The following is a 23,529-nucleotide window of genomic DNA, read 5'->3' as shown; positions in this document are numbered from 1 at the left end:
GGATCGATCATCGGCCCGGTGGCCGGTCCGGTCGGTGCGGGCCAGTGCCTGCCGGCCGGGCCGCCCGCCGGGCCGGTGGCCGGGCCGAGGCCGATCGTCCTGGTGGCGCACGGCAGCCGCGACCCGCGGGCGGCCGCCGAGACCGAGGCGTTGGCCACGGCCGTGCGGCTGGCCAGCCCCGACACGCCGGTCCGGACGGCTTACCTCGACCATGCCGGACCCCGGCCCGGCGCCGTGCTGCGCGCCCTCCAGGCCGCCGGCCACGACCGGGCGACGGTGGTGCCCGTACTGCTCACCGCCGCGTACCACCGCCGGGTGGACATCCCCGAGGCCGTTGCCGCGGCGCGGGCCGCGGGGTTACGGATCCCGGTACGCGTCGCCGACGTGCTCGGCCCGCTCGGTGGCCCGGTGGACGACCTGCTGGTGGCCGCGGTGTGCCGGCGGCTGGCCGAGGCCGCCGGGTCGGCGCAGACCGATGCCCTGGTGTTGGCCGCCGCGGGTACCCGGGATGCCGGGGCGCGGGCGGAGGTGGCTCGGGTGGCCGACGCGCTGGCCGAGCGGACCGGCCTGCCGTGCCGGCCGGCGTACGCCTCGGCGGCGGCCCCGTCGCCCGCTGAGGCGGTTTCCCGGCTGCGGGCCGAGGGTGCCCGGCGGGTCGCGGTGGCCGCGTACTTCCTGGCGCCGGGCCGGCTGTACGCCGCGGCCGTCGGCGGCGCGCGGTCGGCCGGTGCGGTGGCGGTCAGCGAGCCGCTCGGTGCGGCCGAGGAACTGGTCCGGCTGGTGCTGTCCCGGGCCGCCGCGGCGCCGGTCGGCTGACCGGCGCCCGATCTTGGCCGCAATTGGCAAATGCCGAATGGGATAGCCATTCGCATTCCGACCGTATTTCTCCGGTGACGGAAAGTTCTCGATCAACCTGAATGTGTCCCCAGACACAGCATGGCGCCCCGGGAGTAGCTCCCGGGGCGCCAGGCGGTCGTGGTTGGTTCTGCTCAGGCAGAGTGAGCGCGCAGTACCCGAAGGCCGCCGCGGCGCTTGACGGCACGCCGCTCCTCTTCGCTCATTCCGCCCCAGACGCCGGCGTCCTGACCGGATTCGAGTGCCCACCGCAGGCACTCGTCGGTCACCGAGCAGCGCCGGCAGACGGCCTTGGCCTGCTCGACCTGCAGGACCGCCGGTCCGGACGTCCCGATCGGGAAGAACAGCTCCGGGTCCTCGTCGCGGCAGGCAGCATGGTGGCGCCAGTCCATGGCGGCAACACTCCTCGTTCTTGGTCTGGATGGTGGTGCGTTTTCTGGTGCTGTTTCTTATCTGCATCCGCATTGCCGATGGCGACGGAATGCATCCGTCCGCTCGGCAGCGCGTAAGCGGGCTTGTTTAGCGGGTGGGACCGGATTCCGGCGGCGCGTCCGGCTGGACGCGTAATCCGGCTGTGTCCCGGTATTAACTTCGCTTGTGAATGCTTTCACGAACTCCGGCGTTGTCAAGGGTGACGCCGGGAAAAATCCTCGGCGGGTGAGCTAGCTCACGACCCATTTGTCCGGATCTTCGCGCTTCCGGGGCCCCTCGCTGGCACAGCCGGGAATCAATATAGTACGGTCCGCGGCGCATCGCTGACATTTCCGGCACTTCGCTACCTCCCGGTCGGCCGCTCCGGCCATCGATGAAGGTAGCCGTACCCAAGCCCTAGCAGATTACTCTTAGTGCTGCCGGTACGGAGGTAAAACGCACCTTGTCTCGCTCGCCAAGGTAGTCGCCGTCCAGCTGGAACGCCTGCGGGCGCCGTGCCACCAGGCTGAACTCGTCCAGGTCGTGCAGCCGCAGGACCTGTTTACCGCGTGGATCGGCGTGTCGCGACAGGATTTGCGTCACCGTACGTGTGGTGCTCGGTACGCGCAGGCGGCGCAGGGCGAGCAGATCGAGACCCCGGTCGAACGAGGCCTCGGGATTGGGATTCACCGCACGCTCGCCGAGGAAGGTCCACGGAGCCGTGTTCTGGATGAGGACCGTGGCCAGGTCCTCGATCGCATCCTCGCCGGGGCGCTCCAGCGCGATGGCCGGGTCCCGGCGCTCGGTGCCGACGAGGAACTGCTGCATGGTGGCGGTGAGGTAGAGGGCGGGGCTGGACCGCCGGCCGCGATGCCGAGCCCGCTCCACCCGGCGCACCACGGCGGCGTCCAGCCCGAACCCCGCGCAGAAGGTGAAGTACCGGTCGTCCGCGCGGCCGAGCCCGACGGTGCGGGACCGGCCCTCGCGGAGCGCCTCCAGGATCACGCCGGCGCTCTCGGACCACTCCCGCGGCATGCCGAGGGCGCGCGCGAAGACGTTCGTGGATCCGCCGGGGACGACGGCCAGCCGGGGGAGGGGTCGGGGGCGGGTCGGACCGTCGGCGGACTCGGGCGCGGTCATCAACCCGTTGACCACCTCGTTGACGGTGCCGTCGCCGCCCAGGGTGACCACCAGGTCGACCCCCTGCAGGACCGCGGCCTGCCCGAGCGCCACCCCGTGTCCACGCCGTCGGGTGTACTCGACGGTGAGGTCGACCTCACTGCGCAGGGCCCGGACCAGGATGTCCCGGCTGCGTTCACTCGTGGTGGTGGCCTTCGGGTTGACCACCAGGACCGCCCGCATGGCCGGCACTGTACCGCGCCGGCCCGCAGGTATCGTTCCGGTCGTGGCCACCGACGTCGAGATCCTGCCCACCCCGTTGCGCTGGGCCGTCCGGCTGCTCAGGGTCGAGGCCGTCGGTCTCGGCCTGCTGGCCGCCTTCCTGGTCTGGTCCGACTTCACGGCCACTGTGGTCGACCTCACCTCCGCGATCATCGTGACCGCGTTCGCCGCCGGCGGCGCCCTGCTGCTCTGGCTGCTCGGCGGCGCGCTGACCGCCCGGCGGGCCGCCGCGCGGGCACCGGCGATCGTCCTGCAACTGATGCTCTTCCCGGTGGGTTACTACATGACCCGGGGCGGTCTCGGCTGGGTCGGCGTGCCGCTCATCGCCCTCGGGGCGGCCGTGTGCGGGCTGCTGGTCAGTGGCCCCAGCACGCGGGCACTCGGCGCCCGCTGAGCGCCTCCCGGGCCGTGCCGTCTGGTCGCCGCGCCGTCTGATCGCCGTGCTGTCGGGCCGGGCCGTGCTGTCAGGCCGGCGGGCCGGCTCAGCGGGCGCTGGAGCCGCGCCGGGTCAGCAGCGCGATGGTGACCACCCCGTCGGCGGCCGTCGCCATCGCCGAGGTGGTGAGCGCGGTCAGCACCTTCCAGGCGAACGACGACTCCGGTGGCAGCCGGGAACCCGAGCGGACCGGCACGCTCACCTCGACCGTCAGGGCGTCGTCGGTGACGGCGAACCGGCAGCACAGTTCCGCGTTGCGGCCCGCGATGGCCAGCAGCATCGCGCACGCCTCGTCCACCGCGATGCGAAGATCCTCGATCTCGTCGAGCGCGAAGTGCAGCCGGGCCGCGAGCCCGGCCGTGGCGGTCCGCAGCACCCCGAGGTAGCCGCCGTCGGCGGGCACCGTGAGCAGGACGACATCGTCGTCCGTGGGCGGTGTGCTCAACTGCGTCACGGCGTACCTCCGGGTCCGGACTCTACCCGGTCGGAAGATCGGCCGCCCGGGCCGGCGGGACCGGGCCGGTCTGCCCGGCGAGCCGGCGCAGCGCGGACCCGGAGAGCCGGTACGGCGCCCACTCGTCCATCCGCTCGGCTCCGACGGACCGGTAGAAGTCGGCCGCCGGGTTCCAGTTGAGCATCCACCATTCGAACCGCTCGTATCCCCGGTCCACGCAGATGGCCGCCAGCGTGGCGAGCAGCCGCCGGCCGACGCCGGCGCCCCGGGCCGCCGGGCGGACGTAGAGGTCCTCCAGGTAGATGCCGTGCACGCCGGCCCAGGTGGAGAAGTTGAGGAACCACAGGGCGGTGCCCAGCGGCTCGCCGCCGGCGTCCACCGCGAGGTGGCCGAACAGCGCCGCCGGACGGTCCACGGGAAAGAGCGCGGCGTGCAGTTGTTCCACGGTGAGCCGGCACCGCTCGGGCGCCCGCTCGAACTCGGCCAACTCGTGCACCATGGCGACGACGGCCGGCACGTCCTCGGGACGTACCGGCCGGATCGTCGGCTGGGCGTGGCCGTCGCGCGGTCCGGGGGTGACCGGCCCGCGCTGGGCGGCGGTACTCACGCCTGCTTGGTCTCCCAGAAGATCTTGGAGATCTCGTCGATCTTGGCCAGCAGCTCGTCGGCCTTGGCGGGGTCCGTGGACGCCTTGGCGCCGCCGCCACCGCCGGCCAGCTTGGTGGCCTCGTTGAAAAGCTGGTGCAGGTGCGGGTACTTCTCGAAGTGCGCCGGCTTGAAGTAGTCGGTCCAGAGCACCCAGAGGTGGTGCTTGACCAGCTCGGAACGCTGCTCCTTGATGATCAGCGCCCGGGTGCGGAACTCGGCGTCGGTGTTCGCCTGGTACTTCTCGCAGATCGCCTTGACCGACTCGGCTTCGATCCGGGCCTGCGCCGGGTCGTACACACCGCACGGCAGGTCGCAGTGGGCACTGGCAACGAAACGTGGCGTGAGGATGCGGGGAAGTCGCATCAGGACCCTCCTGGGAATGTTTGCGATGATCCAAGTCGGAACACTACCCCCGGACGAGTCCCGGCGGGCGGGGACACTGGTGCGATACCCGTCCGCGCGGGCGGGGGTTCGTGCGGAAAGACACTTCATGTTCCTCTGCCCCGGGACGGGGAGGTGAAACCCGATGGCGGCATCCCGGCCGAGCGCGCCGCTGTTCGCCGTACTCGTCCGTGGGCCGTCCATGGCGCCGACCCTGCGGCACGGCGACGCGTTGCTGGTCCGGCGCGGCGGCCGGGGGATCCGCCCCGGCGACGTCGTGGTGGGCGTCTTCCGGAGCCGGCCGGACCTGGTCGTGGTGAAGCGGGCGGCCCGGCCCGAGGCCGGCGGTTGGTGGTTGACCGGCGACAACGACCTGGTCACCGACGATTCCCGGGCGTACGGGGTGGCGGACGTGCTGGGCCGGGTGGTCTTGCGGTACTGGCCACATCCGCGGCGATTTCCTCGTTACCGTTCGGTATGACCCTGCTCACAGGCATCCGGACCGGGCGGCATTATGCTGCCAGGAATTCGCCCGGGTGATCCCCGCGCGGCACCGCGACCCGCTCGCGCCGACCGGCGCCGGCAGCGTGTCGACCGGCGTTCCGCCGGCCGGTCCACCCGACCCGATTGCCCCGATCGCGCATCGCCCCGATCGGCCGTACCCCGTCATCGACCGGTCCCTCCGGCCGGTCGTACCGTCATCGACGTTCGCTGGAGCACGTCATGTCATTGTCCACCATGGATACCTCGGATCCGGTCTTCGACCTGCATCGGGACGGCAAGATGGCGGTGGCCGCCACCGTGCCGCTGGGCAGTCGGGAAGACCTCTCCCTGGCCTACACCCCGGGTGTGGCCCGCGTCTGCGAGGCCATCGCCGCCGACCCCGACCTGGTCAACGACTACACCTGGGTCTCGCACGCCGTCGCCGTGGTGACCGACGGATCGGCGGTACTCGGGCTCGGCAACATCGGCCCGCGGGCGGCGCTGCCGGTCATGGAGGGCAAGGCGGTCCTGTTCAAGCAGTTCGCCGACGTGGACGCCGTGCCCATCTGCCTCGACACCCAGGACAGCGACGAGATCGTGGCCGCGGTGCGCGCCCTGGCCCCCTCGTTCGGCGGAATCAACCTGGAGGACATCAGCGCGCCGCGCTGCTTCGAGATCGAGCGCCGGCTCGACGAGGCCCTGCCGATCCCGGTCTTCCACGACGACCAGCACGGAACGGCGATCGTCGTGCTGGCCGCGCTGCGCAACGCCGCCACGCTGCTGAACCGCAAGCTGGGCGACCTGCGGGTGGTGCTCAGCGGCGCGGGTGCCGCGGGGGTGGCGGTGACCCGCATGCTGGTGGCCGGCGGCGTCGACCCCGCAGAACTGGTGGTCTGCGACTCGCGCGGCATCATCGGCGCCGGGCGTGCCGACCTGACGCCGGTGAAGGCCGAACTCGCGGCGCTGACCAACGCCGCCGGCCGGACCGGTGACGTGGCCGCGGCGCTCGCCGGCGCCGACGTGCTGGTCGGCGTCTCCGGCGGGCAGATCGCGGCCGAGGCGGTCGCCGGGATGGCGCCGGGCAGCATCATCTTCGCGCTGGCCAACCCGACCCCCGAGGTGCATCCGGAGGTCGCCGCCCGGTACGCCGCCGTGGTGGCCACCGGCCGCAGCGACTACCCCAACCAGATCAACAACGTGCTCGCCTTCCCCGGCGTCTTCCGGGGCGCGCTGGCGGCCCGCGCGACCCGGGTGACCGACGGCATGAAGATCGCGGCGGCCGACGCCATCGCCCAGGTGGTCGCCGACGACCTCACGCCGGAGGCGATCGTCCCGTCGCCGCTCGACCCCCGGGTCGCGCCGGCGGTCGCCACGGCGGTCGCCGAGGCGGCCCGCCGGGACGGGGTGGTGCGCGCCTGATCTGCGCCCGCGTCCCGGGTGGTCTGCGCCAGTTCCCGGGGTGGTGCGCGGCGGGTGGTCTGCGCCCGCGTCCCGGGTGGTCTGCGCCGGCTCCGGCGGGTGCGCGGGTGGTCGGCCCGGCGGGCACGTGCGGTGGCTGCGGTGCGGGTTCGCTGCTAGCGTGCGGATCATGCGCGCTGCCTTCGCCACCTCGTTCAACGCCGAGGAACCGCTCGCGGCGCTCGCCGTCGGCGAGCGGCCGGAGCCGGGCCACCCGGAGTCCGACTGGGTGACGGTGCGGGTGCGGGCCAGCTCGCTCAACCACCACGACCTGTGGTCGCTGCGCGGTGTCGGCCTTCCCGCCGAGCGGCTGCCGATGATCCTCGGCTGCGACGCCGCGGGCACCGACCCGGACGGCAACGACGTGGTGGTCTATCCCGTCGTGGCCGACCCGCAGGACCCGCGGGGGGTGTCCATCCTCTCCGAGCACCACCAGGGGACGCTGGCCGAGCGGGTCGCCGTACCCCGGGCCAACCTGGTGCCCAAGCCCGCCGAACTGTCGTTCGCCGAGGCCGCCTGCCTGCCGACCGCGTGGCTCACCGCGTACCGGATGCTCACCGCGTGCGGGCGGGTCGACGAGGCGGCGGCGGTGCTCGTGCAGGGCGCCGGCGGCGGGGTGGCGACCGCCGCCGTGGTGCTGGGGGTCGCGCTCGGCAAGCGGGTGTACGCGACGAGCCGCAGCGCCGACAAGCGGGACCGGATCGCTGCCCTGGGCGCCACCGCCGTCGAACCCGGTGCGCGGCTACCGGAACGCGTCGACGTGGTGATCGAGACGGTGGGCGCGGCAACCTTCGAGCACTCGTTGAAGTCGGCGGCGCCCGGCGCCCGGATCGTGGTGGCCGGTGCGACCGCGGGTCACGAGGCCGTGGTCAACCTGCGCCGGGTCTTCGCCATGCGACTGGAGATCGTCGGTACCTCGATGGGTACCCCCGCGGAGCTGTCCGAGCTGCTGGAACTCTGTGCCGCCCGGGGGATCCGTCCGGTGGTCGACCGCGTGGTGCCCTTCTCCCGGGTGACCGAGGCGTTCGACCGGCTGGCCTCGGGGGCGGCCTTCGGCAAGGTCGTCGTCGACCACGACGGCTGAGCCGTCGGCCCGCCGGCCCGCCGGCCCTGGTATCCGCACACCCGGCCCTGGCGGCTGGACGCCCGTACCCAGCCGCGGCGTCGACACACCGGCGTTGCACAGTCTGAAAACCCGTATCCCTCTCCGCGGGTCCCGCCCGGACACGCCGGGGGCAAAGCGCGGGCCAAGCACGGTGTAAGCCGGAGCCAAGGTCCTCTTCAGACAAACCAAAGGTTGGATCGGCGGCCCTCTTTCGGTGCAATTTCGGCAACCGGGCAACTCGGTACAGTGCGCGTCGCAGCACAGTGATCCCGGACAATGCATCACCGAAGGGGCAGATCTTGATTCATATTGCGGAGCACAACGCCGCGGCGCGGCGTCCTGACCGGCGTCCGATGCGGACACCCCGCCCCCTGGTGGTGGCGATCCTGGTAGCAGCCCTGGTCATGGCCGGTGTGGGCGTGGCCGCGGCCAGCGAGTCGGGCACGCCGGACGCATCGGTTTCCGGTGCGGCGGTGCTGACCTACCCCACCGAGGCGACCACCGGCGTGCCGGCGGGAACGACCCTGCGGGCATCCGGCCCGCTCACCGTGGGCACGGCCGGACAGGTGATCAGCGGATTGGATATCGCCGGCTGTGTGACGGTGGCCGCGAACAACGTCACCATCCGCCAGTCCCGCATCAGGTGCGGTGGGAACTATTCGGTACGGACGATGCCGGGGGTCCAGAATCTGCTTGTCGAGGACGTGGAGATCGATGGTCTTGGCACGAACAACGCGGCCGTCTGCTGCGCGGGCTACACGCTGCGCCGGGTGGACATCAGCAACGTCATCGACGGTCCGCGGCTCGGCGACGATACGGTGGTGGAGGACTCCTGGATCCACCACCTGAACCGGACCGCCTCGTCACACAACGACGCGTTGCAGACCACCGGCGCGGTGAACGTGGTGGTCCGGCGCAACCGGCTGGAGGCGTACAACCCGGTCACCAAGGACCCGATGAACGCGTGCATCATGATCGGCTCGACGACCGGGCCGATCGTGGCCGACCTGATCTTCCGGGACAACTACTGCACCGGCGGGAACTACTCGATCGGGGTGCGGGTCGATCTGGTGGCCCGCAACATCCAGTTCGTCGGAAACACGTTCGGGCACGACTGCCGGTACGGCGTGATCAACCATCCGGACCAGGTGGGCGTCCTCTGGGACCGGCCGACCAACCTGTGGCTGGACACCCAGGCGGCGGTGGTCCGGTAGCGCACCCGTCGGAGCTGTGGATCGTGGACAGCGTGGTGGAGTGGCTCCGCGGGATGCGGGGCCACTCCGCCATTGCCGGGGGAGCCGGGGGAGCCGGGGCGGCGGGGAAACCGCGCGAAAGCGCTCAGCCGTGCCACTGGCGCCAGAGGGCGGCGTACGGGCCGTCCCGGGCGATCAGGTCGTGGTGGGTGCCCAGCTCGATGATCCGGCCCGCGTCCATCACCGCGATCCGGTCCGCGTCGTGCGCCGTCTGCAACCGGTGCGCGATGGCGATCACCGTGCGGTTGTGCAGCACGGCGGCCAGCGCCCGTTCCGCCGCGCGGGCGGCCCGCGGGTCCAGCAGCGCGGTCGCCTCGTCCAGGATCACGGTGTGCGGGTCGGCCAGCAGTACCCGGGCCAGCGCCAACTGCTGCGCCTGGGCGCCGCTGGGCGGCTGCTCGCCCAGGTCGGTGTCCAGGTCACGGGCCCAGTCCGCGCCGACCGTGCGCAGCGCCTCGCGCAGCCGTTCGTCCGGGGCGACCACCATGAGGTTGTCCCGGAGCGTCTCGCGGAAGACGTGGTGCTCCTGGGTCACCAGCACCACCTGCCGGCGTAGCAGGTCCGGCGGCAGGTCGGCCACCGCGACGCCGCCCACGGTGACCGTGCCGGTGTGCGGCCGGTCCACCCCGGCCAGCAGCCGGCCCAGGGTGGACTTGCCGGCCCCGGAGAGGCCGACGATGGCCAGCCGTTCGCCCGGCTGGACGGTGAGATCCACGTCGTGCAGCACGTCCTGGCCGCCGGGGTACGCGTACCGGACGCCCGTCACCTCGATGCGGTCGCCGGCCGGCACGGCGGTGGCCCGCACCGGGGCCGGCGGCACGGCGGCCAGCCCCTCGATCCGGGCGAACGACGCGGCGCTGCTCTGCACCTGTTCGATCCGGATCAGGATGCTGTCCATCGGTCCGATCAGCTGCCGCAGGTACAGGGTGGCCGCGGCGACCGTGCCCAGGCTGATCCGGTCGTCGAGGTAGAGCAGGCCGCCGAGCAGCAGCACGAACACGACGGGGATGTTGTACGAGGACTCGGCCACCGGGAAGAACACCGAGCGGAGCCGCAGGGTGGCCAGCCGGCTGCGCCGGGTCCGCGTGATCGCGGCCCGGCCCGCGGCCAGCCGGGACCGGTGCAGCCGGAACGCCTCGACGGTGCGCGCTCCGGCCGTGGTCGCGGCCAGTTCCTCGGCCAGGTCCGAGTTGGCCGCGCCCTCCTCCAGGTACGCGTCGCGGGCCCGGCGCAGATACCAGCGGCTGGCGACCACGATGGCGGACAGCCCGAGCAGCCCCGCCACGCCCAGCAGCGGATCGAGCACGAGCACCGCACCGACCAGGAACAGCGCCTGCACGCCGGACACGAAGACCTCGGGCAGCACGTCGCGCAGGGAACTGGCGACCGCGTCCACATCGGTCGTGCCGCGGGCGGCCAGGTCACCCGGCGGCACCCGTTCGATCACCGAGGCCGGCAGGCCCAACGCGCGGGACAGGAAGCCGGTCCGGATCCGCGCCGCGGTGCGCTCGCCGAGCCGGTACGCGAGCAGCAGCGCCCAGCGCGCGAAGACCGTCTGGGCCAGCGCGCACAGCAGCACGGCCAGGGCCAGCAGATCGATCGGGGCCTCGGCGGGCCGGGACCCGGTGACCGCGTCGATGATCCGGCCCAGCAGGTACGGCGCGCCCAGCGCGGCGACCGCGGCCAGCATGTTGAACAGGATCACCACGACGGCGGCCCGCCGTTCGGCCATGATCAGCCGTCCGGTCGCCCGGGCCACCTGGCGGACGTCGGCGATCGGCAGGGTGGCGGTGCTCACCGAGCCTCCCCGGCCCCGACGCGGTCACCGTCGGCCCCGTCGGTGGCCTCGTCGGTGGCCCCGTCGCCGGTGACGTCGAGGCCGTCGGGGGCCGCCGCGTCCCCGTCGGCCGTGCCGAACGTCCGGCTGACCAGGTCCCGGTATCCGGGCTCGCGGTCCAGCAGCTCATGGTGCGTCCCGGCGGCGGCCACCCGGCCGTCGACGAGATAGAGCACGACGTCGGCCCGAGTCAGCAGCACCGGCGAGGTGGTGGCCAGCAGGGTGCCGCGCCCGGCGCGGGTCGCGGCCAGTCGCTCGGCGATGGCCGCCTCGGTGTGCGCGTCCACGGCCGAGGTGGGCTCGACGGCGAGCAGCATCTCCGGGTCGGCCAGCAGCGCCCGGGCCAGCCGGACGCGTTGTCGCTGGCCGCCGGAGAGGTTGCGGCCGTCGCGTTCGACGTGGTGGTCGAGCCCCGCGACGTCGGTCGCCGCCGCGGCCGTGATCGCCCCGCGGACCGCCTCGTCGTCGGCGGCCGTGCTGCCCGCGACGGCGTCGCGCAGCGTGCCGGAGAACAGGTTGGCCTCGTGCTCGGCGACCAGGATCCGTTCGCGTACCGGGGGTTTGGCCGCCTCGGCGATCGGGTGTGGACCCCAGGTGGCGGCGGTTTCGCCGTACCGGCCGAGCCGGTCGATGATCGCGGCGGTGTCCTCCGGGCGGGACGCGGCGAGCACGGTCAGCCGGCCCGGCTGCGCGACCACGCCGGACTCCGGGTCGCGCAGCGCCGCCGGGCGCTCCGGCGCGGGACCGTCGCCCGGCTCCTCGACCGGCAACCGCAGGAACGTGATGATCCGCCGGGCGGCGACCAGCCCGCGGCTGACATCCCCGGCGCTGAAGATCGTCATCCAGGTGGGCACGACCAGGATCGCCACGTACCCGTACACCGCGACCAACTCGCCGACGGTGAGATCACCGCGGACCGTCAGCCGCGCGGCCAGCCAGGTCACCACGGCCAGGAAGATCGTCGGCAGGCCGTCGCCCAGCGCGATGAGCCAGCTCAGCGCCCCGCCGACCCGGTAGCCCTCGGCCCGTACGGCCGCCGACTCGGCGGCGTACCGGCGCAGGTGCGCCTCCTTGCCGCCGAGGCCGTTGAGGATGCGCAGCCCGCCGAGCACATCGACCAGCCGGGCGGCCAGCCGGCCCTTCCGTTCCCGGTAGTCGGCGCCGGCGGCGTTCAGCCGGACAAGCAACGGTCCGAGCAACGCCACGAGGACGACGACCCCGCCGGCCACCACGAGCGCGACGATCCCGGACGTCCGCGCGAGAAGGGTCAGGACCACCGCGTACGCGACGATCGAGCCCACCCCCGGCCCGGTCACGGTCAGCGCCCGCGCGACCAGCCAGGCGTCCCCGAGGCCGATGGTGACCACCTCGCCGGCGGTGACCCGGCGGGGCAGCGCGGCACCCAGCTCGACCCCGTGGGCCAGCACCGCGTCGACGGTGCGCAGCCCGCCGTCCAGGCGGATCTTGGTCATGGTCCGGTGCCGCATGATGCCGAACAGCGCGTTGGTCGCGCCCACCACGAGGACGGCGCCGGCCCAGAAGAACAGCGGCTCGACCTGCCGCGGACGCAGGCCGCGGTCGATGGCCTGGGAGATCAGGTACGGCGTGACCACCAGGCTGGTCATCCAGAGCGAACTCCACAGGGCGCCGAGCGCGACCCGCCGCTTCTGCCGCCAGACCAGCCAGCTCAGAAACCGTCCTGGCCCCCCTGTCCACATGTATGCATCATGTCGGAAAAGTGCGCCGGGATCGAACCGGTTATCGGCCCACCGTCCACCCTCGACCCGTCAGCCGGCGGTCAGCCCGGCGCGGGACCGGTCAGAGGCGGTCGTCGAGCGAGGTGGCACCGGTCCGGCCGGCGTCGGCGGGCAGCCGCCGGTGCGCGGACTCGTCGCCGTACAGCCGCCAGCGCAGGAAGTCGGTGGTGGTGGCCATCGTCTCGGCGAAGCCGGGCCGGCCGGGCAGCAGGTAGCCGGCGTGCCCCTGCCCGGCCACCGTGAGGAACGCCTTGGGCCAGTGCAGCCGGTCGAACGCCGCCCGCCCGGTCCGCAACGGCACCGTCGGATCCCGGTCGCCGTGCACGAACAGCAGCGGGGCCGGCGGGCCGGCGAAGACCTGCCGCATCCCGCCCGCGATGACGATGCCGCCGCGCAGCGCCGCCGAGTGACCCGCCGTGAACAGCGCGGCCGTGGTGTACCCGCCGGCCGAGTGGCCGGCGGCGGCCACCCGGGACGGGTCCAGGTGCCCCGCCAGCGGGTCGCCGGGCACCGCGTCCAGCAGGCTCACGTCGTGGATCACCTGGCGGGCGTCGGCCGACTGGTTCGGCACGTCGGCCCGGGAGAAGCTGTGTGTACGCCGGTTCGTGTGCGGATAGGCCGGCGCCACCACCACGAACCCCGCCGCGGCCCAACGACCGGCCATCTCGGCGTGCAACTCGGGCAGACTGGACAGACCGTGGCTGAACAGCACAAGCGGAAACCGCCCGTCGGCGACCGGCAGGTCCGGCCGGGGCGGCCAGGCGGTGTCGCCGGCGGCCGGGTACCAGACGGTGGTGGGCAGTGGCCGGCCCGGGCCGCGGGCCAGGGCGAGCGTGCGGGTGCCGACCGCGAACGAGTGGTCCGGCGCCCGGGTCGCCGGGCCGGCCTGGGCGACCCGCCCCGGCGTCGACACCACGACCGCCCCACCACAGCCGGCCGCCAGCGCGAGCGCCATGACGGCCGTGACCACCAGTGGCGGAACCCTCCTCACCTGCACCATCAACACGGTAGGCGGTGACCCGGCCGTCGGGATCGGGTTTCCGGCCGGTCGCGCGGCCCGCAGCGACCCTGACCGGGACGGGCGCCGTCCGGTTTCGTCCGGCCGGCCGGCTCCGGCCCCGGATGAGCGGTTCGGCGGCGTCGCCGGGGCGTTCCGATCCGGGCGGTCCGCCCGCGTCACCGGTTGATCAGTGCGCGGGTCTCCCGGGCGATCTCCCGCTCCTCGTCGGTGCCCACCACGCAGACCGCGACCTCGGCGCCCGGCACCGCGATGTTCCGGTCGCCGGTGCCGAGGTTCAATCCCGGGTCCACCGCGATGCCCAGCCGACCCAGCCCGGCCAGCGCCTCGGCGCGCACCTCCGGCGAGCGCTCACCCACCCCGGCCGTGAAGGTGATCGCGTCGACCCAGCCGAGCAGCGCGTAGTACGCGCCGACGTACTCCCGGATCCGCCGGCAGTAGATCTCGAACGCCAGCTCGGCCGAGGGGTCCCCGGCGGCCCGGCGGCGCAGCAGCTTGCGCATGTCGTTCACGCCGGCCAGCCCGAGCAGCCCGCTGCGGTGGTTGAGCAGGTCGTCGATGTCATCGACCGCCATCCCGCCCTCGCGACGCAGCTGGAAGATGATCGTCGGATCGATGTCGCCGCTGCGGGTGCCCATGACCAGGCCCTCCAGTGGGGACATTCCCATCGAGGTGGCCACGCTGCGCCCGCCGGCCACCGCGCAGGCGCTCGCGCCGTTGCCCAGGTGCAGGGTGATGGTGTTGATCCCGGCGTAGGGCTGGCCGAGCAGTTCGGCGGTACGCCGGGAGACGTACGCGTGTGAGGTGCCGTGGAAGCCGTACCGGCGGATCCGGTACCGGTCGGCGGTGGCCGTGTCGATCGCGTACCGCGCCGCGGCCTCGGGCAGCGTCCGGTGGAACGCGGTGTCGAAGACCGCGACCTGCGGTACGTCCGGCAGCAGTCGCCGGACCGCTTCGATGCCGACCAGGTTGGCCGGGTTGTGCAGCGGGGCCAGCGGCACCAGGTCCCGGATGGCCCGGATGACCTCGTCGTCGATGAGGGTCGGCGCGGCGAACCGGGTGCCGCCGTGCACCACCCGGTGCCCGACGCCGGACAGGTCCGCCAGATCCAGCCGATCCAGCAGCTCACGCAGCGCGCTCGCGTGGTCCGCCGGGCCGCCGTCCTCACCGACCCGCTCGACCACGCCGCCGTCGAGCACGACCTCGCCGTCGTAGAGTCGGTACTTCACCGACGACGAGCCGCAGTTGAGCACCAGCAGCCGGGTCACCGGTCCTCCTCCCCGGCCGCCTGGATGGCGGTGATGGCCACGGTGTTGACGATGTCCGGCACGGTCGCCCCGCGGGACAGGTCGTTGACCGGCCGGCGCAGGCCCTGGATGACCGGACCCACCGCCACCGCGCCGGCCGAGCGCTGCACCGCCTTGTACGTGTTGTTGCCGGTGTTCAGGTCCGGGAAGACGAAGACGGTGGCCCGCCCGGCCACCGTGCTGCCGGGCAGTTTCGCGGCGGCCACCTGCGGGTCGATCGCGGCGTCGTACTGGATCGGGCCCTCGACGAGCAGGTCCGGCCGGCGCTCCCGGACCAGTTTGGTGGCCGCGACCACCTTGTCCACGTCGGCACCCGACCCCGAGCTGCCGGTCGAGTACGACAGCATCGCCACCCGGGGCTGGACGCCGAACCGCGCCGCCGTCCCGGCGGACGAGATCGCGATGTCGGCGAGCTGTGCCGCGTCCGGATCCGGGATGATCGCGCAGTCGCCGTACACCAGCACCCGGTCGGCCAGCAGCATGAAGAACACGCTGGAGGCCACCGAGACACCGGGCCGGGTCTTGATGATCTCGAAGGCCGGCCGGATGGTGGCGGCCGTGCTGCGGGTGGCGCCGGACACCATGCCGTCGGCGCGGCCGGAGCGGACCATCATGGTGGCGAAGTAGTTCGGGTCGCCGACCACGTCCCGGGCCAGGTCGAGGCCCACCCCCCGGTGTCGCCGCAGGTCGGCGTAGTCGGCGGCGAACCCGTCGCGCCACTGGCTCGTCGCCGGGTCGACCACGTCGGTGCCGCCGAGGTCGATGCCCAGCTCGCGGGCGCGCCGGGCCACCTCGGTCGGGTCGCCGAGCAGGGTGAGATCGGCCACGCCCCGCCGGTGCAGGATCTCGGCGGCCCGCAGGATCCGCTCGTCGTCGGCCTCCGGCAGCACGATCCGGCGCCGGGCCGCCCGGGCCCGGTCGATCAGGTCGTTCTCGAACATCAGGGGGGTCACCCGGACCGAACGGGTCACCCGGAGCCGCCGGGACACCTCCTCGGTGTCCACCCGTTCCTCGAACGCGCCGAGCGCGGCCTCCACCTTGCGGGGGTTGTCGGCGCCGAGCCGGCCCTCGATGCGGCTGGACGCCGCCACCGTGTCGAAGCTGTCGGTCCGCACCAGCAGCACCGCGAGGCCGGTGTTCAACCGCTCCAGCAGCCGCATCACCCGCTCGTCCGGCCGCTCGCCGAGGGTGAGCACCAGCCCGGCCAGCGACGCCTGGCCGGCCACGTGCGCGGCGGCGGCGGCCAGCAGCAGGTCCGCGCGGTCGCCCGGGGTGATCATCAGGGCGCCGTCGACGAGGTGGTCCAGCAGCATCGGTACGTGCGCGGCGCCCACCACGAAGTCCAGCACGTCCCGGCGGAGTGCCGCGTCGTCGCCCGTCAGCCGGGTGGCGTGCAGCGCCGCTGCCACCTCCGCGACCGTCGGAGCCGAGACGATCGGCACCTCGGGAATGGCGTACGCCGGCACCGGCAGGTCGGGCAGCGCGAGCGGCGTCCGGTCCGGCGGCGCCGCCGGACCGGACGCCGCCGGACCGGACGCCGGCGGGTTGGTTGCCGGCGGGTTGGTTGCCGGCGGGTTGGCTGCCGGCACCCGGTTCGCGATCACCGCCAGCACCGTCGCGCCCAGATCACTCAGATCGTGGTACGCGCTGCGGACCGCGTCGCCGATCGCGTCGGCGTCCTGCCCACGGCCGTCCACCACCGGCACCACGACGCTGCCGAACTCGATGGCCAGCCGGGCGTTGAAGGCCAGCTCCCGGGGCAGCCCGCCGTGGCCGGTCTCCGGCGCGTCGTCGAAGTCGCTGCCCACCACCACGACCGCCGGGCAGCGCCGCTCGACCGCGCGGTAGCGCTGCACGATCCGGGAGATCAGCTCCTCCCGCCGGCCGTCGGCGACCAGGGCGACCGCCTCCGCGTAGGTGCTGCCGGCCAACTCCTCGACCGGGATGTCCACCCGGTACCGCTCGACCAGCAGCGCCAACGTCTCGTCCCGACCGGGCGTGGTGACCAACGGCCGGAACACCCCGACCTGCCCCACCTGCCGGGACAGCAACTCGGCCATCCCGAGCGCGACCGTGGATTTGCCGGCGCCATGCCCCAGCCCGGCGACGTACACACTCCGTGCCACGCCCCCGAACCTACAAGATCGCAGCCATCCCCGCCCGGGCCCTTGGACCCGGTCGGTGGAGCACGTCGAGTTGTGCGTGCGGTCGCCCGCCCAACCTCTGGGAAGAACCCGTTCACCTGTCGGACCACGAACCCTGCCGACCGCGCCGGTTGTGGGCCGACCCGGCCCGGTCCACCAGGGAAATCCGCCGCACCTGGCTCCCCGGCATCAGCCGGTAATCCCGCTTTGCTCTGCTGCCCCCTACGCAGCAACGGCGCAACGGCGGGGCGAGAGAAGCGCTTGCGGGTTCGAGAGCCCGCGGGCGGAACGACCGAACGGCAGAAGGCATCGGAATTTGGGCAACATCCAACTCTACCGACCCGGTTGTGCGATCCACGTCAATGGCAGCCGGCGGAAACCCGCCCGTGGGGGCCGGCGGAAATTGCCGTCGGAGGCCGGCGGAAACGCGATCAATCCTCGTCGGGGTCGTCGAGCCGGGCGAGCCAGGTGGCGAACCGCTCGATGGGCGTCTCGAACTCCGGATTGAGGTCGACGAAGTCCCGCAGTCGCTCACCGAGCCACTCCAGGGTGACCGTCTCCTCCCCGCGCCGTTCGGCCAGTTCCTCGATGCCCCGGTCGGTGAAGTACATCGTGCTTGTCTCCTTCATCGGGACGGCCCGGCCGCCCGGACGGCGTACGCCGTCAGGGTCGCGGCAGGGCCGCCTCGATCAGCGCGGTCTGCTCGGCGTCGTGCGTCTTGGCCGAACCGACCGCCGGGGCGGCCGCCGAGGGCCGGGAGATCCGGCGCAGGCGGACCGCCTCCAGGTGCTCGAGCAGGTTCAGCGCCACGAACGACCAGCCGCCCTGGTTGGCCGGCTCCTCCTGCACCCAGGCGAAGTCCTCGGCGTTGTCGTAGGTGGCCAGGGCGTCCCGGACCTCCTGCACCGGCAGTGGGTAGAGCTGCTCCACCCGGACGATCGCGGTGTCGGTGATCTTCCGTTCCGCGCGGGCCGCCACGAGGTCGTAGTAGACCTTGCCCGAGCAGAGCAGGACCCGCTTGACCTCCTCCGGCCGTACGTCCGTGTCCGGGATGACCGGGCGGAACGTGCCCGAGGTGAACTCCTCGACGCCGGAGACGCAGAGCTTGTGCCGCAGCAGGGACTTCGGGGTGAAGACCACCAGCGGCTTGCGCTTGGGCGACAACGCCTGCCGGCGCAGCAGGTGGAAGTAGTTCGCCGGGGTGCTCGGGATGGCGACCCGCATGTTGTCCTCGGCGCACATCTGGAGGAACCGTTCCGGCCGGCCCGAGGTGTGGTCCGGTCCCTGGCCCTCGTGCCCGTGCGGCAGCAGCAACGTCACGGCCGAGCGCTGGCCCCACTTCACCTCGCCCGAGGTGATGAACTCGTCGACCACCGACTGCGCGCCGTTCGCGAAGTCGCCGAACTGCGCCTCCCAGGCCACCAGCGCCTCGGTGTTCTCCACCGAGTAGCCGTACTCGAAGCCCATCGCCGCGTACTCGCTCAGCAGCGAGTCGTGCACGAAGAGCCGGCCACGGTCGTCGTCGGCCAGCGTCGACAGCGGAAGGTACTCGGTGCCGTTCCGCGAGTCGACGAGCGCGGCGTGCCGCTGGACGAACGTGCCCCGCCGGGAGTCCTGGCCGGCCAGCCGGACCGTGACCCCGTCGTGCAGCAGCGCGCCGAACGCGATGATCTCGCCGAAGGCCCAGTCGATGCCGCCCTCCACGGCCATCTTGGCCCGCCGGTCCAGCAGTTGCCGTACCCGCTTGTGCGGGGTGAAGCCTTCGGGTAGCCGCACGTGCGCCTCGCCGATCCGGCGGATCACCTCGGCGTCGGTGGCGGTCTCCACCGCGGGCTCCGGTTCGGGCTGCCGGCGCTGCCGGCCGGGCTGCCGGGCCGAGGAGGCGGCGTCCCGGGTGGCCTTGAAGACCCGCTCCAACTGGGACTGGAAGTCCCGCAGCAGTTCCTCGGCGTCGTCCACGGTGATGTCGCCGCGGCCGATCAGCTCCTCGGTGTAGAGCTTGCGCACCGAGCGCTTCGAGTCGATGATCTTGTACATCTCCGGGTTGGTCATCGACGGATCGTCGCCCTCGTTGTGCCCCCGCCGCCGGTAGCAGACCAGGTCGATGACGACGTCCTTGTTGAACGCCTGCCGGTACTCGAAGGCCAGCCGGGCGACCCGCACCACGGCCTCCGGGTCGTCGCCGTTCACGTGGAAGATCGGCGCCTGGATCATGCGCGCCACGTCGGTGCTGTACAGGCTGGAGCGCGAGTACTCGGGTGCGGTGGTGAACCCGACCTGGTTGTTCACCACCACGTGCACGGTGCCGCCGGTGCGGTAGCCGCGCAACTGGGACAGGTTGAGTGTCTCGGCCACCACGCCCTGCCCGGCGAACGCGGCGTCGCCGTGCACGGCCACCGGCAGCACCGTGTAGCCCTCCAGCTTGAGGTCGATCCGGTCCTGCTTGGCCCGGACGATGCCCTCCAGCACCGGGTCCACGGCCTCCAGGTGCGACGGGTTCGCCGTCACCGAGACCTTGATCGAGTGGTCGCCGCCCGGCGTGGTGAACTTGCCGACCTGGCCGAGGTGGTACTTCACGTCACCGGAGCCCTGCGTGGAGCGCGGGTCCAGGTGCCCCTCGAACTCCGAGAAGATCTTCTCGTACGGCTTGCCCACGATGTTGGCCAGCACGTTGAGCCGGCCGCGGTGCGCCATCCCGATGACGACCTCGTCCAGGCTGTCCTCGGCGGACGCCTCCAGCACCTCGCTGAGCAGCGGGATCAGCGACTCGCCGCCCTCCAGCGAGAAGCGCTTCTGCCCGACGTACTTGGTCTGCAGGAAGGTCTCGAACGCCTCGGCCGCGTTGAGTCGGTTGAGGACGTGCTTCTGCTTGGCGGCCGGCGGCTTCTGGTGCGGCAGCTCGATCCGCTCCTGGATCCAGCGGCGCTCCTCCGGGTCCTGGATGTGCATGTACTCCACGCCGACCCGCCGGCAGTAGGAGTCGCGCAGCACGCCCAGCACGTCGCGCAGCTTCATCCGCTGCCGGTGGGCGAAGCCGGCCACCGGGAAGGTCCGGTCCAGGTCCCACAGGGTCAGCCCGTGCTCCAGGACGTCCAGGTCCGGGTGCTTGCGGATCTTGAATTCCAGCGGGTCGGTGTCCGCCATCAGGTGACCGCGCACCCGGTACGCGTGGATCAGCTCGTGCACCCGGGCGGTCTTGTTGATCTGGCCCTCGGAGCTGACGGCGACGTCGCGCACCCAGCGGACCGGCTCGTACGGGATCCGCAGCGAGGTGAAGATCTGGTCGTAGAAGCCGTGCTCGCCGAGGAGCAGCTCGTGCATGATCTTGAGGAACTCGCCGGACTGCGCGCCCTGGATGATCCGGTGGTCGTACGTGCTGGTCAGCGTGATGATCTTGCTGACGGCGTGCTCGGCGAGGGTCTCCTCGGACATCCCGGCGTACGGCGCCGGGTACTCCATGGCGCCGACCCCGATGATCGTCCCCTGCCCGGCCATCAGCCGCGGCTGCGAGTGCACCGTGCCGATGCCGCCCGGGTTGGTCAGCGAGATGGTGGTGCCGGCGTAGTCCTCCATGGTCAGCTCGTTGCGCCGGGCCCGCCGCACGACGTCCTCGTACGCCTGCCAGAACTGGCGGAAGTCCATCCGCTCGCAACCCTTGATCGACGGCACCACCAGGGTGCGCGACCCGTCGGGCTTGACCAGGTCGATCGCGATGCCCAGGTTGACGTGCTCCGGCTGCACCACCGCGGGCTTGCCCTCGACCGTGGTGAACGCGTAGTTCATCTCCGGACGCCCGCTCAGCGCGCGGACCATCGCGTAGCCGATCAGGTGCGTGAAGCTCACCTTGCCGCCCCGGCCCCGGGCCAGGTGGTTGTTGATCACGATCCGGTTGTCGACCAGCAGCTTGGCCGGGACCGCGCGTACGCTGGTCGCGGTCGGCACGCTGAGCGACGCGTCCATGTTCTGCACGATCCGGGCGGCCACGCCGCGCAGCGGGACCGTGTGGCTCTCCGCCGTCCCGCCGCCGGTGGACTTTGCCGGCGTACCCGTCCTGGTGGCGGCGCGCGGAGCGTCGGCGCCGGGCTTCGCGGCGCGCGGGGTGCCGGCGCCGGGCTTGCCGGAGGTGTCGGTGTCCGCCTTGCCGGCGCTGCCGGTGCTCGCCTTGCCGGCGGTGGCCGGCGGGGCGGCCGGTGCGCCGCCGGCCGGGGTCGCGGCCCGGCCGTCCCCGGTCGCCGGCTGTGCCCTGGTCGCCGTCCCGACCTGCGCGGTCGCGCCGTTCGCGGTGCTCTGCTCGGCCGCCGCGCGGCCGTCACCCGACGCCGCGCCGCCCGCCGCGCCGTCGCCGGTGGGGGCGGGGGCCGCGCTCGGGCGGTAGTCGGCGAAAAACTCGTGCCAGGCCGAATCGACGCTTGTGGGATCCGCGAGGTAGCGCTGGTACATCTCCTCGACGATCCACTCGTTCGGGCCAAAGCCCGCCAGTGGGTTCTCCTGAGAAGTCTGCTGCGTCGACACGGCCGGTAATCGCCTCTTTCATGGTGTCTCGCGGGTCAGCCGTCCCGTCGGACGGACGCGACGACCCGTTCCAGGCTACGCCGTACGGTAACCGTCAGCATTTCCGCATCCGGCTCGTGTCCGTTTTCACAACCCCTCGGGATGACCCGCCACCTCGGCGTTACCGACCGTGCCGCCGCCCATCCCGGACCGCGTTGATCCGCCCCGGACCGCCGGTCCGGGGCGGATCGGTGGTCCGGGGCGGATCGGTGCGTGCCGACCCGGGATCAGGAGACGTCGCGGCGGCGCATGATCAGCGTGCCGATGACGCCGGCCACCACGGCGTACCCGATCAGGACGGCGGCGCCGGCCCACCTCGGCGGATTGCCCGGCAGGTTCGTGCCGGTGACCATGAGCTGCGAGGCGAGCGACGGGACGATGAGCTGGAGCTTGTTGATCCAGTCGCCGAACCGGTTGGCCAGCACCCCGATCACGATGAGCGCGCCGATGTAGCCGCCGAGGTAGAGCATGATCCCGGTGACCGTGGCGCCGATCTGGCTGCGGATCAGCACGCCGAGCCCGACGCCGATGGCCGTCCAGAGCAGGTAGGCCAGGCCGTTCAGGCCGATCGCCTGCCACACCGCGCCCTCGCCGAGCTGGCTGCCCAGGCCGAAGTGGCCCAGGATCAGGCCGCCGGTGGCGATGTTGAGCACGGTGGTGACGATCCAGAAGGCCAGCCCGAGCAGCGCCCCGGCCGCCAGCTTGGCCAGCACCACGGCCGTCCGGTGCGGGGTCGTCAGGAACGTGGTGGTCACCGTCTGGTGGAAGAACTCGCTGGTCACCACGATGATGCCGAGCAGCATGATGATCATCAGGCTGAGCAGTTGGCCGTTGGTGTAGAACGACGCCGCCACGTTGACCGGGTCGCCGGCCGCGGCGATCTGCGCCTGCTGGTCCGGGCTGATCTGGTCCTGCGGGATGGTCGGGTTCAGATAGAAACTGGCCTGGATGTAGTTGATGAACAGGGTCAGCCCCCACAGCGGGAGCGTGATCAGCGCGAAGATCCACCAGACGCTGGTGGTGCGGATCTTGAGCAGTTCGGACCGGACCAGCCTCATCGGATCTCCGCCTTTCCGGCCGTCAGCTCCAGGAACACGCCCTCCAGATCCGGACGTTCCGTCGTCAGCTCGTGCAGTTCCACCTGGTTGGCCAGGGCGGCCCGGCCGACCGCGGCGGCATCCGCCCCGCTGACCAGCAGCAGCCCGTCACCGGCCTTCTCCACCGTCACGGACGGCCCGTCGAGCGCGCCGGCCAGGGTGTCCGCCTGCGGCGTGCGCACCCGTACCCGGGTGGTCTGCGACATCGAGCCGACCACCTCGCTCATCGGCCCCTGCCGGACCAGCTTGCCGGCCGCGATGATCACCACGTCGTCGGCGAGCAGTTGCATCTCGGACAGCAGGTGGCTGGAGACCAGCACCGTGCGGCCCTCGGCGGCCAGCGCCTTGAGGAAGCCGCGCATCCACCGGATGCCCTCCGGGTCCAGGCCGTTCGCCGGCTCGTCCAGGATCAGCACCCGCGGGTCGCCCAGCATCGCGGCGGCGATGCCCAACCGCTGCCGCATGCCCAGCGAGTAGCCCTTGAACTTGCGCTTCGCCGCGGGCGTCAGGCCGACCAGCGCCAACGCCTCGTCGGCCCGGCCGCGCGGCAGGCCCGCCGCGGCGGCGATCACCCGCAGGTGGTTGATGCCGGTACGGCCCTTGTGCGCGCTGGAGGCCTCCAGCACGGCGCCCACGTGGCGCAGCGGTTCGGCGAGGTCGGCGTAGCGCTGGCCGCTGATGGTGGCCGTGCCGGCGGTCGGGGTGACCAGGTTGAGGAGCATCCGGAGCGTGGTGGTCTTGCCGGCGCCGTTCGGCCCCAGGAAGCCGGTCACCCGGCCGGGTTCGACGGTGAACGACAGATTGTCCACGGCCCGCACGTTGTTGTACTGCTTGGTCAGGCCCGATACGACGATCTTGCCGTCCGCGTCCGTGGGGCTTCGCTGCCCGTCGGTCATCTCGCTCCCCTCGCTGTGGCGCGACCCGGACGGCCAC

20 protein-coding genes are annotated in these 23,529 nt (G+C 72.6%); 6 read left to right on the top strand and 14 right to left on the bottom strand.

The genetic code is table 11. The features are described from left to right. Positions 1-93 precede the first annotated feature (93 nt). The gene (locus CIK06_RS24055) at positions 94-816 is read left to right on the top strand and encodes a sirohydrochlorin chelatase (protein WP_095568089.1); all 723 of its coding nucleotides are present in this window, start codon (positions 94-96) and stop codon (positions 814-816) included. A gap of 173 nt (positions 817-989) precedes the next feature. Here the strand turns inward: CIK06_RS24055 and CIK06_RS24050 are convergent, their stop codons facing one another. Both CIK06_RS24050 and CIK06_RS24045 read right to left on the bottom strand, forming a co-directional pair. After that, positions 990-1,247, bottom strand: a complete 258-nt coding sequence (locus CIK06_RS24050) for a WhiB family transcriptional regulator (RefSeq protein ID WP_095566715.1) — start codon at positions 1,245-1,247, stop codon at positions 990-992. Between the two features lie 436 nt (positions 1,248-1,683). Then, a complete protein-coding gene (locus tag CIK06_RS24045) occupies positions 1,684-2,628 on the bottom strand; it encodes a diacylglycerol kinase family protein (protein ID WP_095566714.1) in 945 nt (314 codons plus the stop codon). Between CIK06_RS24045 and CIK06_RS24040 the strand changes: the two genes are divergently transcribed. Further along, a complete protein-coding gene (locus CIK06_RS24040) occupies positions 2,627-3,061 on the top strand; it encodes a hypothetical protein (protein ID WP_232533828.1) in 435 nt (144 codons plus the stop codon). The two genes, CIK06_RS24045 and CIK06_RS24040, sit on opposite strands and share 2 nt — an antisense overlap. Positions 3,062-3,149: 88 nt before the next feature. Here the strand turns inward: CIK06_RS24040 and CIK06_RS24035 are convergent, their stop codons facing one another. From CIK06_RS24035 to sodN, 3 genes are all read right to left on the bottom strand, one after another. Then, complete coding sequence (locus CIK06_RS24035; protein WP_095566712.1) at positions 3,150-3,557, bottom strand: anti-sigma regulatory factor; 408 nt, start codon at positions 3,555-3,557, stop codon at positions 3,150-3,152. Positions 3,558-3,579: 22 nt separating this feature from the next. Then, positions 3,580-4,056, bottom strand: a complete 477-nt coding sequence (locus CIK06_RS24030) for a GNAT family N-acetyltransferase (RefSeq protein ID WP_095568088.1) — start codon at positions 4,054-4,056, stop codon at positions 3,580-3,582. 104 nt (positions 4,057-4,160) lie between these two features. Beyond that, positions 4,161-4,568 carry a superoxide dismutase, Ni gene (gene sodN, locus CIK06_RS24025; RefSeq protein WP_095566711.1) on the bottom strand — a complete coding sequence of 136 codons (408 nt, stop codon included), beginning with the start codon at positions 4,566-4,568 and terminating at the stop codon, positions 4,161-4,163. Between the two features lie 163 nt (positions 4,569-4,731). Here sodN and CIK06_RS24020 point away from each other — a divergent pair, with 163 nt between their 5' ends. From CIK06_RS24020 to CIK06_RS24005, 4 genes are all read left to right on the top strand, one after another. After that, positions 4,732-5,067, top strand: a complete 336-nt coding sequence (locus CIK06_RS24020; protein WP_095566710.1) for a S24/S26 family peptidase — start codon at positions 4,732-4,734, stop codon at positions 5,065-5,067. 242 nt (positions 5,068-5,309) lie between these two features. After that, positions 5,310-6,488, top strand: a complete 1,179-nt coding sequence (locus tag CIK06_RS24015) for an NADP-dependent malic enzyme (protein ID WP_095566709.1) — start codon at positions 5,310-5,312, stop codon at positions 6,486-6,488. Between the two features lie 160 nt (positions 6,489-6,648). Further along, positions 6,649-7,611, top strand: coding sequence for a zinc-binding dehydrogenase (locus CIK06_RS24010; RefSeq protein ID WP_198347990.1), 963 nt, complete (start codon positions 6,649-6,651; stop codon positions 7,609-7,611). Between the two features lie 374 nt (positions 7,612-7,985). Beyond that, positions 7,986-8,846 carry a hypothetical protein gene (locus CIK06_RS24005; protein ID WP_157756922.1) on the top strand — a complete coding sequence of 287 codons (861 nt, stop codon included), beginning with the start codon at positions 7,986-7,988 and terminating at the stop codon, positions 8,844-8,846. Between the two features lie 124 nt (positions 8,847-8,970). Here CIK06_RS24005 and CIK06_RS24000 read toward each other — a convergent pair whose 3' ends face one another. The 9 genes from CIK06_RS24000 to CIK06_RS23955 all read right to left on the bottom strand — a co-directional run bounded on the left by CIK06_RS24000 (position 8,971) and on the right by CIK06_RS23955 (position 23,492). Beyond that, positions 8,971-10,617 (bottom strand): ABC transporter ATP-binding protein, encoded by a 1,647-nt coding sequence (locus CIK06_RS24000; RefSeq protein WP_095568086.1) that lies wholly within the window; start codon positions 10,615-10,617, stop codon positions 8,971-8,973. A gap of 62 nt (positions 10,618-10,679) precedes the next feature. After that, positions 10,680-12,440, bottom strand: a complete 1,761-nt coding sequence (locus CIK06_RS23995) for an ABC transporter ATP-binding protein (protein WP_095566707.1) — start codon at positions 12,438-12,440, stop codon at positions 10,680-10,682. 100 nt (positions 12,441-12,540) lie between these two features. Continuing rightward, positions 12,541-13,479, bottom strand: a complete 939-nt coding sequence (locus CIK06_RS23990; RefSeq protein ID WP_095566706.1) for an alpha/beta hydrolase — start codon at positions 13,477-13,479, stop codon at positions 12,541-12,543. A gap of 176 nt (positions 13,480-13,655) precedes the next feature. Further along, positions 13,656-14,765 (bottom strand): acetate kinase, encoded by a 1,110-nt coding sequence (locus CIK06_RS23980; RefSeq protein WP_095566704.1) that lies wholly within the window; start codon positions 14,763-14,765, stop codon positions 13,656-13,658. Beyond that, entirely contained in the window at positions 14,762-16,918 is a 2,157-nt protein-coding gene (gene pta, locus CIK06_RS23975; protein WP_369916250.1) for a phosphate acetyltransferase, read from the bottom strand. Before pta ends, CIK06_RS23980 begins: the two co-directional genes overlap by 4 nt. 461 nt (positions 16,919-17,379) lie before the next feature. Then, positions 17,380-17,559: a DUF6104 family protein gene (locus CIK06_RS23970; protein ID WP_095568085.1), complete on the bottom strand. Its 180-nt coding sequence runs from the start codon at positions 17,557-17,559 to the stop codon at positions 17,380-17,382. Positions 17,560-17,611: 52 nt separating this feature from the next. Beyond that, complete coding sequence (locus CIK06_RS23965) at positions 17,612-21,460, bottom strand: multifunctional oxoglutarate decarboxylase/oxoglutarate dehydrogenase thiamine pyrophosphate-binding subunit/dihydrolipoyllysine-residue succinyltransferase subunit (RefSeq protein WP_095566702.1); 3,849 nt, start codon at positions 21,458-21,460, stop codon at positions 17,612-17,614. Between the two features lie 266 nt (positions 21,461-21,726). Further along, positions 21,727-22,557, bottom strand: coding sequence for an ABC transporter permease (locus CIK06_RS23960; RefSeq protein ID WP_095566701.1), 831 nt, complete (start codon positions 22,555-22,557; stop codon positions 21,727-21,729). Beyond that, positions 22,554-23,492, bottom strand: a complete 939-nt coding sequence (locus CIK06_RS23955; RefSeq protein WP_095566700.1) for an ABC transporter ATP-binding protein — start codon at positions 23,490-23,492, stop codon at positions 22,554-22,556. The genes CIK06_RS23960 and CIK06_RS23955 overlap by 4 nt, the downstream gene beginning before the upstream one ends. Between the last annotated feature and the right edge of the window lie 37 nt (positions 23,493-23,529).

The sequence above is a fragment of the Plantactinospora sp. KBS50 genome (genome assembly GCF_002285795.1).
Lineage (GTDB): Bacteria > Actinomycetota > Actinomycetes > Mycobacteriales > Micromonosporaceae > KBS50.
This window is presented reverse-complemented; position numbering and strand designations above follow the sequence as displayed.

Bases quoted from the DNA above. Each gene is read 5' to 3' on its own strand.
- CIK06_RS24045 (WP_095566714.1), bottom strand. From the start codon at position 2,628: ATGCGGGCGGTCCTGGTGGTCAACCCGAAGGCCACCACCACGAGTGAA.
- CIK06_RS23955 (WP_095566700.1), bottom strand. From the start codon at position 23,492: ATGACCGACGGGCAGCGAAGCCCCACGGACGCGGACGGCAAGATCGTC.
- CIK06_RS24030 (WP_095568088.1), bottom strand. From the start codon at position 4,056: ATGGTGCACGAGTTGGCCGAGTTCGAGCGGGCGCCCGAGCGGTGCCGG.
- CIK06_RS24050 (WP_095566715.1), bottom strand. From the start codon at position 1,247: ATGGACTGGCGCCACCATGCTGCCTGCCGCGACGAGGACCCGGAGCTG.
- CIK06_RS24020 (WP_095566710.1), top strand. From the start codon at position 4,732: ATGGCGGCATCCCGGCCGAGCGCGCCGCTGTTCGCCGTACTCGTCCGT.
- CIK06_RS24015 (WP_095566709.1), top strand. From the start codon at position 5,310: ATGTCATTGTCCACCATGGATACCTCGGATCCGGTCTTCGACCTGCAT.
- CIK06_RS23995 (WP_095566707.1), bottom strand. From the start codon at position 12,440: ATGTGGACAGGGGGGCCAGGACGGTTTCTGAGCTGGCTGGTCTGGCGG.
- sodN (WP_095566711.1), bottom strand. From the start codon at position 4,568: ATGCGACTTCCCCGCATCCTCACGCCACGTTTCGTTGCCAGTGCCCAC.
- CIK06_RS23970 (WP_095568085.1), bottom strand. From the start codon at position 17,559: ATGTACTTCACCGACCGGGGCATCGAGGAACTGGCCGAACGGCGCGGG.
- CIK06_RS23990 (WP_095566706.1), bottom strand. From the start codon at position 13,479: ATGGTGCAGGTGAGGAGGGTTCCGCCACTGGTGGTCACGGCCGTCATG.
- CIK06_RS24005 (WP_157756922.1), top strand. From the start codon at position 7,986: ATGCGGACACCCCGCCCCCTGGTGGTGGCGATCCTGGTAGCAGCCCTG.
- CIK06_RS23960 (WP_095566701.1), bottom strand. From the start codon at position 22,557: ATGAGGCTGGTCCGGTCCGAACTGCTCAAGATCCGCACCACCAGCGTC.
- CIK06_RS24040 (WP_232533828.1), top strand. From the start codon at position 2,627: ATGGCCGGCACTGTACCGCGCCGGCCCGCAGGTATCGTTCCGGTCGTG.
- CIK06_RS24000 (WP_095568086.1), bottom strand. From the start codon at position 10,617: ATGGCCGAACGGCGGGCCGCCGTCGTGGTGATCCTGTTCAACATGCTG.